The sequence below is a fragment of the Blautia hydrogenotrophica DSM 10507 genome, from assembly GCF_034356035.1.
Lineage (GTDB): Bacteria > Bacillota > Clostridia > Lachnospirales > Lachnospiraceae > Blautia_A > Blautia_A hydrogenotrophica.
On sequence record NZ_CP136423.1, the window covers coordinates 1366272 to 1379289 of the forward strand.

General features: G+C 44.7%; 10 protein-coding genes. 9 read left to right on the forward strand and 1 reads right to left on the reverse strand.

Translation table 11 applies throughout. The annotated features are described in order from the left end of the window. Entirely contained in the window at positions 1–4395 is a 4395-nt protein-coding gene (locus BLHYD_RS06415; RefSeq protein WP_005946405.1) for a PolC-type DNA polymerase III, read from the forward strand. A 54-nt stretch (positions 4396–4449) separates the two neighbouring features. Continuing rightward, entirely contained in the window at positions 4450–6402 is a 1953-nt protein-coding gene (locus BLHYD_RS06420) for a fructose-bisphosphatase class III (RefSeq protein WP_021846000.1), read from the forward strand. Positions 6403–6432: 30 nt separating this feature from the next. Here the strand turns inward: BLHYD_RS06420 and BLHYD_RS06425 are convergent, their stop codons facing one another. Continuing rightward, entirely contained in the window at positions 6433–6690 is a 258-nt protein-coding gene (locus BLHYD_RS06425) for a YlmC/YmxH family sporulation protein (protein ID WP_005946409.1), read from the reverse strand. A gap of 236 nt (positions 6691–6926) precedes the next feature. Between BLHYD_RS06425 and nrdR the strand changes: the two genes are divergently transcribed. The 7 genes from nrdR to BLHYD_RS06460 all read left to right on the forward strand — a co-directional run bounded on the left by nrdR (position 6927) and on the right by BLHYD_RS06460 (position 13001). Further along, a complete protein-coding gene (nrdR, locus tag BLHYD_RS06430; RefSeq protein WP_021845999.1) occupies positions 6927–7388 on the forward strand; it encodes a transcriptional regulator NrdR in 462 nt (153 codons plus the stop codon). A gap of 14 nt (positions 7389–7402) precedes the next feature. Continuing rightward, a complete protein-coding gene (locus BLHYD_RS06435; protein ID WP_005946412.1) occupies positions 7403–8728 on the forward strand; it encodes a Na+/H+ antiporter NhaC family protein in 1326 nt (441 codons plus the stop codon). 30 nt (positions 8729–8758) lie between these two features. Next, complete coding sequence (locus BLHYD_RS06440; protein WP_005946414.1) at positions 8759–9976, forward strand: aminotransferase class I/II-fold pyridoxal phosphate-dependent enzyme; 1218 nt, start codon at positions 8759–8761, stop codon at positions 9974–9976. An 11-nt stretch (positions 9977–9987) separates the two neighbouring features. Beyond that, complete coding sequence (locus BLHYD_RS06445; RefSeq protein ID WP_050769854.1) at positions 9988–10419, forward strand: DUF2752 domain-containing protein; 432 nt, start codon at positions 9988–9990, stop codon at positions 10417–10419. Between the two features lie 120 nt (positions 10420–10539). Then, positions 10540–11901: a citrate/2-methylcitrate synthase gene (locus BLHYD_RS06450; protein WP_005946418.1), complete on the forward strand. Its 1362-nt coding sequence runs from the start codon at positions 10540–10542 to the stop codon at positions 11899–11901. Positions 11902–11918: 17 nt separating this feature from the next. Then, positions 11919–12416 carry a YqeG family HAD IIIA-type phosphatase gene (locus tag BLHYD_RS06455; protein WP_005946420.1) on the forward strand — a complete coding sequence of 166 codons (498 nt, stop codon included), beginning with the start codon at positions 11919–11921 and terminating at the stop codon, positions 12414–12416. A 51-nt stretch (positions 12417–12467) separates the two neighbouring features. Then, positions 12468–13001, forward strand: coding sequence for a shikimate kinase (locus tag BLHYD_RS06460; RefSeq protein WP_021845996.1), 534 nt, complete (start codon positions 12468–12470; stop codon positions 12999–13001). The last annotated feature ends 17 nt before the right edge of the window (positions 13002–13018 follow it).

Consider the following 13018-nt stretch of genomic DNA (forward strand, 5'->3'; position numbering starts at 1 on the left):
ATGGAAAAAGATTTCTTTGAGGTGTTCCCTCGTTTGAAAGTGGGAGAGGAATTAAAGGAATGGCTGGAAATGGTCCGCGTCACAAAGGTGGCCTGCAATCCAGATAAGACTTGCCTGAGAGTATATATTCGAAGTGAGCGATGGATTCACAAAAAACATATCCTGGCGTTGGAGAAAGAAATCCTACGCCAGTGTTTTCCGGGAATTTCGATCGAGGTGAAGGTCATTGAGAAGTTTCGGCTGTCTGAACAATACACCCCTGAAAATTTTTGGGGTATCTATCACTCTAGTATGGCCTTGGAGCTGAAAAATTACAATATGCTGGAGTATAATCTGTTTCAGCAGGCGAAGATAGAGTTTAAAGGCAGTCATGATCTGGTGTTGACACTTCCGGATTCATTAATTTCCCATGAGAAAGGGGAAATTCTGGTGGAGTATCTGGAAAAAGTCTTCTGCGAGCGCTGTGGAATGGACTTAAAAGTGGAGTCTGTCTATGTGAAGGTGGAGGAGAGTAAATATCGTAAGAATTCAGCGCTTCAGATTCAGCAGGAAGTCAGCCAAATGGTGCGAAAAGTCCAGGAGAATCAAGGAGTACAGCAGGCGAAGCAAGAAGAGGAGGAGAAAAAAGGCAGAAAAGATAGTTTTTCTGATTTTGGAAAGAACCGCAGGAGAGAGCGGCCTGCCGATTTGGTCTACGGCAGGGACTTTGACGAGGAAAGCATTCCGTTGGAGAATGTGACCGGGGAGATGGGCGAGGTAGTCATCCGTGGGCAGGTGATGGAGATAGATGAGCGGGAAATTCGCGGCGAGAAGACGATATTTATTTTTGCTGTCACAGACTTTACGGACAGTATCACGGTCAAATTGTTTATGAGAAATGAGTTAGTGCCCGAGATGAGAGAGAGCATAAAAAAGGGAGCCTTTTTGAAATTAAAAGGAATTACGGCCATTGATCGTTTTGACCGGGAGCTGACGATTGCCTCATTGACTGGCATTAAGAAAATTCCGGATTTTCGCTCGGCACGCCAGGACAACAGCCCAGTAAAACGCATAGAGCTTCATTGTCACACAAAGATGAGTGATATGGACGGAGTGACCGACGCAAAAGAATTGGTAAAGCGTGCCTATGAGTGGGGACACAAGGGAATCGCGATTACAGATCACGGTGTGGTGCAGGCATTCCCAGAGGCGTTTCATGAAACCTGGAATATTCCCAAGGATGCAGATTTTAAGGTGCTGTATGGGATGGAGGCCTATCTAGTGGATGACATGAAAGGGATGGTGGTGAACGGCAAAGGCCAGAGCCTTCAAGGGTCTTTCGTGGTCTTTGACTTGGAGACTACTGGTTTTTCACCCATGAGCTGCCAGATTATTGAGATTGGGGCGGTCCGAGTGGAAGATGGAAAAATTGTGGAGCGCTTTTCGACTTTTGTAAATCCGAAGGTCCCAATCCCATTTCGAATTGAGCAGCTGACCAGTATCAATGACAGTATGGTCATGGACGCGCCGGTGATTGAGGAGGTGCTGCCGAAATTTCTGGAATTTTGTTCCGGGGCTGTGATGGTGGCGCACAATGCAGATTTTGATATGAGTTTTGTGGAATTTAATTGTGACAGGCTGGGAATTCCCCATGATTTTACCTACATAGATACTGTGGGCATGGCCAGGTTTTTGTTGCCTTCTCTGAATCGGTTTAAGTTGGATACCGTGGCAAAGGCGCTGGAGATTCCGCTGGGACATCACCATCGGGCGGTGGATGACGCTGCCTGTACTGCGGATATTTTTGTGAAGTTCGTGAAGATGCTGGCAGACCGTGAGATTGAGAATGTGGATGTACTTAACTGTCAGGGCTCTGTGTCTGAGAACACGGTGAAGAAGCTGCCTACTTATCATGCGATTATCCTTGCTTCTAGCGAGGCGGGACGGATTAATCTGTATAAGCTGGTATCACTGTCACATTTGAAGTACTACAACCGCAGGCCGAGAGTGCCTAAAAGTGTGTTTGAACAGCATCGAGAGGGTCTTATTATTGGTAGTGCCTGTGAAGCTGGAGAGTTGTACCAGGCACTGTTAAGGGATGCGTCTCCCCAGGAGATTGCGAGGCTGGTGAACTTTTATGACTACCTGGAGATTCAGCCATTGGGGAACAATAAATTCATGATTGCTGATGAAAAGAACGACAAGGTTCATTCCATGGAAGATCTCAAAGAGATGAATCGGAAGATCGTGAAACTGGGAGAACAGTTCCAGAAACCAGTGGTGGCTACCTGCGATGTGCATTTTATGGACCCTAAAGATGAGGTGTACCGCAGAATTATCATGAGTGGCAAAGGATTTGGGGATGCGGATGATCAGGCGCCACTCTACCTTCGAACTACGGAGGAGATGTTGGAAGAATTTTCTTATCTGGGCAGCGAGAAGGCAGAAGAAGTGGTGATTACCAACACTTTGAAGATTGCAGATATGTGTGACAAAGTGTCTCCGATTCATCCGGATAAGTGTCCTCCAGTAATTGAAAATTCCGATCAGGATTTAAGAGATATTTGTTACAATAAGGCACATGAAATTTATGGAGAACCGCTGCCGCCAATTGTGGAAGAGCGCTTAAAAAAAGAGTTGACCTCTATTATTTCCAACGGTTATGCGGTCATGTATATCATTGCTCAGAAGCTGGTGTGGAAGTCCAATGACGACGGGTATCTGGTGGGTTCGCGAGGGTCTGTGGGCTCTTCTCTGGCAGCTACCATGTCGGGAATCACGGAGGTAAATCCTTTGCCGCCTCATTACGTCTGCCCTAAATGTAAGTACAGTGATTTCGACTCGGAGGATGTGAAAAAGTTCGTGGGTAAGGTAGGCTGTGATATGCCGGATAAAGTCTGCCCCAAATGTGGGACTAAGCTGAACAAAAATGGTTTTGATATTCCCTTTGAGACTTTTCTGGGATTTAAAGGGGACAAAGAGCCGGATATCGACTTGAATTTCTCCGGAGAGTACCAGGCGGTAGCTCACCGGTATACAGAGGTGATCTTTGGGGAGGGACACACTTTTAAGGCAGGAACGATCGGAACCCTGGCGGAGAAGACAGCTTTTGGCTATGTAAAAAACTATTTTGAGGAACATGGACAACCTAAACGATACTGCGAGATTAACCGATTGGTAAAGGGATGTACTGGGATTCGTAGAACCACTGGTCAGCATCCAGGTGGTATCATTGTGCTTCCTCATGGAGAAGAGATTGAAAAGTTTACACCGGTGCAGCACCCGGCAAACGATGTGAACTCTGACATTATCACAACACATTTTGATTACCACTCTATTGATGGAAATCTGCTGAAGTTGGATATTCTAGGACACGACGATCCGACGATGATTCGTATGCTAGAGGATTTGACTGGCACCGATGCAAAGGAGGTCCCTTTGGACAATCCAGAGGTAATGTCTTTGTTTGCCAGTACGAAAGCGCTGGGGATTGAGCCCAAGGATATTGGAGGGTGCCCTCTGGGCTGTCTGGGAATTCCGGAATTTGGCACAGACTTTGTTATTGGAATGCTTCAGGATACGAAGCCCACCTGTTTTTCTGACCTGGTCAGAATTTCTGGGTTGTCTCATGGGACCAATGTATGGCTGGGGAATGCCCAGGAGCTCATACGCCAGGGAAAAGCGACGATTTCCACGGCGATCTGTACCCGTGATGATATTATGGGCTATCTGATTAACCAGGGAGTGGAGAGCAGCCAGGCTTTCACGATTATGGAAAGTGTGCGTAAGGGAAAGGGGCTGAAGCCGGAATGGGAGGAGACCATGAAGGCAAATCATGTACCGGACTGGTATATCTGGTCCTGCAAACAGATCTCCTACATGTTTCCTAAGGCCCACGCGGCAGCCTACGTCATGATGGCCTATCGAATTGCCTGGTATAAGATATTTTATCCGCTGGCATACTACGCGGCTTTTTTCAGTATCCGTGCGACGAACTTTTCTTATGAGGTGATGTGTATGGGAAAAGAGAAGCTGGAATATTATATGGATGAAATACATAAGAAGGGAGATGCGGCCACGAAGAAGGAGCAGGATATGGTCAAGGACATGAAGATTGTCCAGGAGATGTACGCCAGGGGGTTCGAGTTTATGCCTTTGGATTTGTATAAGGCAAAGGCTCATCGCTTTCAGATTATTGATGGAAAACTGATGCCTTCTTTGGACGCCATTGAAGGTTTGGGGGATAAAGCCGCGGATGCGGTAGTGGCGGCGGCCAATGAGGGAACGTTTTTGTCTAAAGATGATTTCAGAATTCGTACGAAAGTCAGCAAAACGGTGATTGATTTGATGGATGATATGCACTTGTTTGGAGATATTCCAAATTCTAATCAGATGTCGCTGATGGATTTTATATAGAGTGATGCAAGCAAAAACAGTTATATAAAAAAGGTTTTTATGGAGGAGAAAGGTATGAGCAAAGAAGAACTGCGCTATCTGAAGTGTCTGGCAGAACTGTATCCCACGATCGGAAAAGCTTCCACGGAGATTATAAATCTTCAGTCTATCGTGAATTTGCCAAAAGGAACGGAACATTTTCTGACAGATATTCATGGGGAGTATGAGGCATTTTCCCATGTGTTGAGAAATGGTTCCGGGGCTGTGAGGAAAAAAATCGACGATGTTTTTGGGCACACGCTGAGCACGGCAGATAAGCGTTCCTTGGCGACTTTGATCTATTATCCCAGGGAAAAGATGGAACTGGTGAAAAAAGCGGAAGAAGATATGGAGAATTGGTATAAGATCACGCTCTATCGGCTCATAGAGGTGTGCAAGATTACAGGCTCCAAGTATACCCGCTCAAAGGTGAGAAAAGCACTGCCGCCGGACTATGCCTATGTCATTGAAGAGCTGATTACGGAAAAGTCAGAAGTGCTGGACAAAGAAGCCTATTACAATGCCATTGTCAATACGATCATCGACATTGGCAGGGCAGAGGATTTTATCATTGCCTTGGCAGAACTGATACAGCGACTGGTCGTGGACCATCTTCACATTCTGGGGGATATCTATGACCGGGGGCCAGGACCTCACTTTATTATGGACCGGCTGTGTGATTACCATTCTCTAGATATTCAGTGGGGAAACCACGACATTGTCTGGATGGGAGCTGCCGCCGGTCAAAAAGCGTGTATCGCCACAATTGTGCGAATCAGTGTGCGCTATGGAAACCTGGATATTTTGGAAGACGGATACGGGATTAATATGTTCCCTTTAGGCAGATTGGCAATGAATGTGTATCGGGATGACCCCTGTGAGTGTTTTAAGCTGAAAGGGGATAAAAATACCACGGAGACTGAGGCAGCTTTGGGGATGAAAATGCACAAGGCGATCTCAGTGATACAGTTTAAGCTGGAGGGACAACTGATCGAGAAATATCCGGGCTTTGGAATGGAAGACCGAAGACTTCTGCACAGAATTGACTATGAAAAAGGTACGATCAAGATTTATGGAAAAGAATATAAGCTGAAGGACAATTTATTTCCGACAATAGATCCTAAAGATCCTTACAAACTGACCCCAGAAGAGGCGGATGTGATGGAGAGACTGAGCTCAGCGTTCATCAACTGTGAGAAACTGCAAAGACACATGAAGCTTTTGCTCAGTCAAGGGAATCTCTACAAAGTGTACAATGGAAACCTGTTATACCATGGCTGTGTGCCTTTGAATGAAGATGGAAGCTTTAAACAGGTTAGGGTCTTTGATAAGAGTTATCATGGAAAAGCACTGTACGATGCTCTGGAAGTCTATGTGAGAAAGGCATTTTTTGCTTTAGACCCAGTGGAACAGGAGAAAGGAAAGGATATCTGTTGGTATATCTGGACTGGGCCAAATTCCCCATTGTTTGGAAAAGATCGGATGACTACTTTTGAGAGATATTTCATCGCGGACAAGCAGACGCATGTAGAAAAGAAAAATCCATATTATTCCTTGTTAGAAGATGAGAAGGTGGTGGACCAGATTTTTAAGGAATTTGGTTTGGAGACTTCCGGTGCTCATATTGTCAATGGACATGTCCCAGTACATCAGCAGGATGGGGAGAGCCCAGTAAAATGTAATGGAAAAGTTCTGGTGATCGACGGAGGGTTTTCTAGGGCTTATCAGAAAGAAACTGGAATTGCTGGGTATACCTTGATTTACAATTCTTACGGTCTGTTGTTGTCTGCTCATGAACCTTTTAAGTCGGCTGAGGCAGCGGTGAGGGAAGAGACGGATATCGTTTCCCGTCAGGTGGCGGTCCGCAGAAGTCAGCGCAGGCGGCTTGTGGGAGACACTGACAACGGAGCTGCGCTGAAAGAGCGGATTCGGGAGCTGAAGATGCTTCTTCAGGCGTACCGGGATGGCTTGATTATCGAGAAAAAATAAACTAGTACAGCGAATTATAAATTCGCTGTACTAAAAATCTTTATTCAGGCAGCGATCTTCCTTGATTTCTACCAGAATGATATCTTCGCCGATTTGGCGGATGCATTCCCAGGGAATGATATATTCGCTGTCTCTGCCGAAAAAACCGCAGATTCGGGCTGGACCGGGGACGATCAGCGCCAGCATACGCCCGGTGCAGATATCAAAGTCTATATCCACGGGACAGCCCAGGCTTTTGCAGGTGCAGATATTGATGATTTCTTTTTGACGCAGTTCGAACAAACGCATAGACTGATCCATCCTTTTTTATAAACCTATGGGGGTGGAAGACAGTTTATGCGTTTCAGTTAGAAAACGCCTTGTGAGACATTGGAGGACTGAACTGTAACGAATAGTTATCAGATAATAAACTGATTTTGGAAATTTTCTTGACGGAAATTGGAATTTTCAGTATACTTACAAGAAATGCAGCGATTTCCATGATAGCTGTCTGAGACTGATTCGGAATATGAGGGGAGAAATATATGAGATGTCCGTATTGTAATCAGGATAACACCAGAGTTGTGGACTCCAGGCCAGTGGAGGAAAATAATTCTATCCGTAGAAGGCGCATGTGTGATGCATGTGGAAAAAGGTTCACCACTTATGAAAAGGTGGAGACAATTCCGTTGATTGTAATCAAGAAAGACCAGAACCGGGAGCAGTATGAGCGGTCTAAAATTGAAGCAGGTATTTTGAGGGCTTGTTATAAACGTCCGGTTCCGGTGGAGAAAATTAATTCTGCCATTGATGCAATCGAGGGGAAGATTTTTAATACAGAAGAAAGAGAGATTTCCAGTACAAGAATTGGCGAGATTGTGATGGAAGAACTGAAGAATTTGGACGCAGTGGCCTATGTGCGCTTTGCGTCTGTCTATCGGGAATTCAAAGATGTCAATACTTTTATGGAAGAACTGAGTAAGCTTTTGGAGGGAAAACAAGAATAGAGAGGGGAAGATACATGGAAGGAAAAGTAAAAGCAAACGGCAGGGCACTACTGCCGATTATCGTATTTTTGGTGATTTTTTTGGGCTCTGGATTTGTCAGCGGTGATTTTAACAGTATGCCGGCAATTGTTGGGTTTCTAATCGCTCTGCTTGTGGCTTTTATCCAGGACAGAAAGCATGATTTTCATGAAAAAATACATATTGTGGCCCAGGGTGTGGGCGATGACAATATCATCACGATGTGCCTGATTTTTTTAGTGGCGGGAGGTTTCTCCGGGGCAGTCACAGCGGCCGGGGGCGTTGAGAGCACCGTAAACCTGGGACTGTCGATTCTGCCGTCTTCGGTAGCAGTGGCAGGTTTATTCGTGATTGGATGTTTTATCTCAATATCCATGGGAACGTCCATGGGAACGATTGCAGCTCTGGCTCCAATTGCAGTGGGAATCAGTGAGAAGACTGGCTTTGGAATGCCAATCTGCATTGGTGCGGTGGTCTGCGGCGCTATGTTTGGAGATAACCTGTCCATGATCTCAGACACCACGATCGCGGCGGTAAAGACACAGGGTTGCGAGATGAAGGACAAATTTAAGGAGAACTTCTTCATTGTGCTTCCGGCGGCGGTTATCACGATCATCTTGTTTGTGATTTTGACAAGAAATGGAAGTTTTCAGCTTAGCGGAGATCTCTCCTACAATATCTGGAGAGTTCTGCCATATTTGGTGGTGTTAGTAGGAGCTTTGATCGGTTTCAACGTGTTTTTGGTTCTTCTGGCCGGTATTATCCTGTCTTTGGTTGTGGGAATCGCCACGGGTAGTATTCTGCCAGCGGACATGTTCCGTGTGATCGCCCAGGGTGCAGATGGCAGCGGCGGCATTATGGGAATGTATGACATCACAGTAATTTCGATGGTAGTGGCCTGTATTGTGTCTCTGGTAAAGGAGATGGGCGGTATTCAGTTTATCCTGGAATTCATCAAGAAACGTATCAAAGGAAAGAAAGGCGGGGAACTGGGTATTGCGTTTTTGTCCCTACTCGTAGACATGTGTACGGCCAACAATACGGTGGCGATCGTCATGGCTGGTCCTATCGCGAAAGAGATTAGTGATGAGTTTGAAATCAGCCCGAAAAGATCAGCGTCACTTTTAGATATGTTTACTTCTGTGGGGCAGGGATTGATTCCATATGGGGCACAGCTTCTGTCAGCGGCCAGCCTCACACAACTGACGCCATATCAGATTATACCTTACTGTTTCTACCCGATTTTGATGGCGGTCAGCGGATTGGTTTTTATTCTGTTTGTCAAAAACAGAAAGCCCACGAAAAGCGGACTTTCTGCATAAATAAATATATTTTTGGAAGGAGTGAAGAAAATGAGAGCTTTTGGAAAATCTTCTAAGTTGGACAATGTACTGTATGATGTCCGCGGACCGGTGGTGGACGAGGCCGCGAGAATGGAGGAGGATGGAAAAGAGATCTTAAAACTGAACATCGGCAACCCCTTCCCCTTTGGATTTTCTGCACCGGAAGAGGTGATTTTGGATATGATGAGTAATATCCGAAATTCCCAGGGATATTCAGACTCGAGAGGTATTTTTTCTGCAAGAAAAGCAATTATGCAATACTATCAGCAGAAAAATATTCCAAATGTGGGAATGCAGGATATCTATACGGGAAATGGAGTCAGCGAGCTGATTAGTATTTCCATGCAGGCGCTTTTAAATGATGGGGATGAAATTTTGATACCGGCTCCAGACTATCCGCTGTGGACAGCCAGTGCGACATTGGCAGGGGGCAAAGTTGTCCATTATATCTGTGATGAACAGGCAGATTGGTATCCAGATATTGATGATATTCGCAGCAAGGTCACGGACCGTACTAAGGCCATTGTCATTATCAATCCGAACAATCCGACAGGGGCTTTGTATCCTGACGAGATTTTGGAACAGATTGTACAGGTGGCCAGGGAGAATGAGCTGATTATATTCTCGGATGAAATTTATGACCGCTTAGTGATGGACGGACTAAAACATACCTCGATTGCTTCTTTGGCTCCAGATGTATTCTGTGTTACCTTCAGTGGTCTGTCGAAGTCCCACATGATTGCGGGCTTCCGCGTGGGCTGGATGGTCTTAAGTGGAAATAAAGCTGCGGCACAAGGATATATCGAAGGCTTGAATATGCTTTCGAATATGAGACTTTGTTCCAATGTTCCGGCGCAGAGTGTCGTGCAGACTGCACTGGGTGGGTACCAAAGCGTCAATGAGTACCTGGTTCCGGGCGGTAGAATTTATGAGCAGAGAGAATTTATCTATAACGCGTTAAAGGACATCCCAGGAATTACAGTGAAAAAACCAAGAGCTGCTTTTTACATTTTCCCCAAAATTGACACGGAGAGATTTCATATCACCAATGACGAGCAGTTCGCTCTGGATTTCTTGAGAGAGAAGAGAGTTTTGGTGGTCAATGGAAAAGGCTTTAACTGGACGCAGCCGGATCATTTCCGAATCGTGTATCTGCCAAACATAAGACAGCTAGAGGAAGCTACCGGGAAGCTGAAAGATTTCTTAAGTACCTATCGTCAAAAATGAGAAAAATATGGATGAGAATTTATCGTGATTTGCGGGATAACGCTCAGCCTCTGCTGTTTATAGCAGCCTATATCGTATTTATGAACAGCTTTTTACATGTGAGCGTCTGCCCTTTTCGCGGAATTACCGGTTTGCCTTGTCCTGCCTGTGGAATGACACGGGCAGGACTGCTTTTTCTGAGAGGGGACTTTCAAGGAGCTTTTCAGATACATCCGTTCTTTTTTGGAGTATTGCTGTTGGCAGGGATTGCGATTCTGTTCAGATACGTTCTGGGAAGAGAGATTCGATGGATGCAGTATCCGTTGATGATTTTAGGTATTGGAATGCTGATTTATTATATTTATCGTATGAAGACTTATTTTCCTAATGTGGAGCCTATGCTGTACGAGGAGCGGTCTTTGTTTGGCATTCTCGGAGTCGCTGAGAGATTGGGAATGCACTAGACCCAGATGGAAAATAATGATATAATGAGAGAAATGTGGATCTATGTTAAGGGATTCCATAAGTATGTATTTTTTCAGGGAGGGAAAAGATAGAAAACAAAAAGAAAGGGGACGTAAGAAATGTCAGGATTTAATATGAAAGTAACACCGGAAATCGAACATCTCACAGACATCTGTAAGGAAAACAGCAAGATCGATGTGGAGTTATACGGAAAATATGATGTAAAAAGAGGTCTGAGAGATGTAAATGGAAAAGGGGTTCTGGCGGGCCTTACCAGAATATCCAATGTGCAGGCTGTTAAAGTGGTCGACGGAAAAGAAGTACCATGTGAGGGAAATTTATTCTACCGCGGCATCAATATCAAAAATTTGACACAGGGATTTTTGAAAAATCACAGATACGGATTTGAGGAAACTACTTATTTATTGCTATTTGGAAAGCTGCCGAACGCGAAAGAGCTGGAAGATTTCCAGAAGGTTCTGGCAAATCAGCGTTCTCTTCCTCGAAATTTCGTGAGAGACGTGATTATGAAAGCACCGAGCAAGGACATTATGAATGCTCTGTCCAGGTGCGTGTTGACTTTATACTCCTACGACAATAACCCAGATGATGTCTCACTGCCAAATGTTCTGCGTCAGTGTATCAATCTAATCAGTGTATTTCCACTTCTGTCTGTCTACGCATATCAGGCATATAATCACTATGAGAAGGGGAAAAGTTTGTATATTCACCACCCAGACCGCTCGCTGTCCACGGCAGAAAATTTGCTGCTGATGTTAAGACCAGATCGGAAATATACAGAGCTGGAGGCTAAGATTTTAGATTTAGCTCTTGTGATTCATATGGAGCATGGCGGTGGTAACAACTCTACATTTACGACCCATGTGGTGTCTTCATCAGGCACAGATACATACTCAGCCATTGCTGCGGCTTTGGGTTCTTTAAAAGGCCCGAAACACGGCGGTGCAAATTTAAAGGTGGTAAAGATGTTCCATGATCTGAAACATCATGTGAAAGATTGGAATGATGAGGAGGAAGTTGGTGCTTATCTGAGAAAACTGCTCCATAAAGAGGCATTTGATCAAAAAGGTTTGATTTATGGTATGGGGCATGCAATTTATTCCATTTCAGATCCGCGTGCTGAGGTGTTCAAAGGGTTCGTCAAAGAACTGGCTGTGGAAAAGGGACGCCAGAAAGACTACAATCTGTATGCGATGGTAGAGCGTCTCGCTCCGAAGATTATTGCTGAGGAGCGCAGAATCTATAAAGGAGTCAGCGCCAATGTGGATTTTTACAGTGGATTCGTGTACAGTATGCTAGATCTTCCTCTGGAGCTGTATACGCCGATGTTTGCCATTGCAAGAATCGTAGGATGGAGCGCTCATCGTATGGAAGAGTTGATTAATACGGATAAAATCATCCGTCCGGCATATAAAAATGTCATGGAGGAAATTCCATACGTGCCATTAGAAAAGAGATAGAACGAGAGGTCAGATGCATGTTTCAATGTTTTTTTCCAGATCAATATCTGGATTCGGCTTATGAGATAGATTTTGAGGGGCTGTATGCTAAAGGATACCGCGGGTTAATTTTTGATATTGACAACACGTTAGTTCCCCACGGGAAGCCCCAAGACGAGAGATCTTTGCGGCTGTTTGCGAGACTGAAGAATTTGGGATTTCAGTGTTGTTTTCTATCCAACAATCAAAGAGAGAGAGTGGAGTCTTTCAATCGTCCGATCAAACAGAAATTCATCGAGAATGCCCATAAGCCCTCCGTGAAAAACTATAACAGGGCAATGAAGCTTATGGGAACAGACCGAACGAACACAGTTTTTATCGGAGACCAGCTTTTTACAGATATTTGGGGAGCGAAACGAGCCGGAATACGGAATATTCTGGTGAAACCCATTCATCCCAAAGAAGAGATACAGATTGTGTTGAAGAGGTATCTGGAGAAAATTGTTCTGCATTTCTATTTGAAAGAAAAAAGATAAACAAAAGATTTTGCAGCGGATGAGGCTGCCATACAAAGAGGAGGGGCGAAAGTGAAGAATCATATAGTCATTATGGGATTTAATGGCTCTGGTAAGACGAGAGTGGGGAAACGTCTGGCCAAGGATCTGAATCTTCCGTATCTGGACGTAGATAAAAGTATTGTGAGTCACATGAAGATGAGTGTGAATGAGATTTATACAAAATTTGGAGAGCCGTTTTTCAGGGCTTTGGAGACGAGAGAAATTAAAGAGTTGATAGAACTGGACAAGCCGTTGGTGATTTCTATCGGGGCAGGGCTTCCGATTCAGGAACAGAATCAGAAGTACTTAAAAGATTTAGGAATCGTGATCTACTTGAAAGCCTCGGTGGAGACTCTAGCTAAGAGGCTGGAGGGAAGCAGTAGTTTTCACGCCGGGGAGAATCTGCCTGAAAAAATTAAAAAATTACTCGCAGTTCGAGACCCTGTGTACGAGAAAATGTCAGATATTCAGGTGGTGACTGGGGTGAAACCTTTTGAAGGGTTAATTTGTGAAATTAAGGAGAAACTGGAAAACTACCAAAAAACAGTTGAAAAAATTCAGTGAATATTATAGAATGGAAC

Bases quoted from the DNA above. Each gene is read 5' to 3' on its own strand.
- BLHYD_RS06415 (WP_005946405.1), top strand. From the start codon at position 1: ATGGAAAAAGATTTCTTTGAGGTGTTCCCTCGTTTGAAAGTGGGAGAG.
- BLHYD_RS06420 (WP_021846000.1), top strand. From the start codon at position 4,450: ATGAGCAAAGAAGAACTGCGCTATCTGAAGTGTCTGGCAGAACTGTAT.
- BLHYD_RS06425 (WP_005946409.1), bottom strand. From the start codon at position 6,690: ATGCGTTTGTTCGAACTGCGTCAAAAAGAAATCATCAATATCTGCACC.
- nrdR (WP_021845999.1), top strand. From the start codon at position 6,927: ATGAGATGTCCGTATTGTAATCAGGATAACACCAGAGTTGTGGACTCC.
- BLHYD_RS06435 (WP_005946412.1), top strand. From the start codon at position 7,403: ATGGAAGGAAAAGTAAAAGCAAACGGCAGGGCACTACTGCCGATTATC.
- BLHYD_RS06440 (WP_005946414.1), top strand. From the start codon at position 8,759: ATGAGAGCTTTTGGAAAATCTTCTAAGTTGGACAATGTACTGTATGAT.
- BLHYD_RS06445 (WP_050769854.1), top strand. From the start codon at position 9,988: ATGAGAATTTATCGTGATTTGCGGGATAACGCTCAGCCTCTGCTGTTT.
- BLHYD_RS06450 (WP_005946418.1), top strand. From the start codon at position 10,540: ATGTCAGGATTTAATATGAAAGTAACACCGGAAATCGAACATCTCACA.
- BLHYD_RS06455 (WP_005946420.1), top strand. From the start codon at position 11,919: ATGTTTCAATGTTTTTTTCCAGATCAATATCTGGATTCGGCTTATGAG.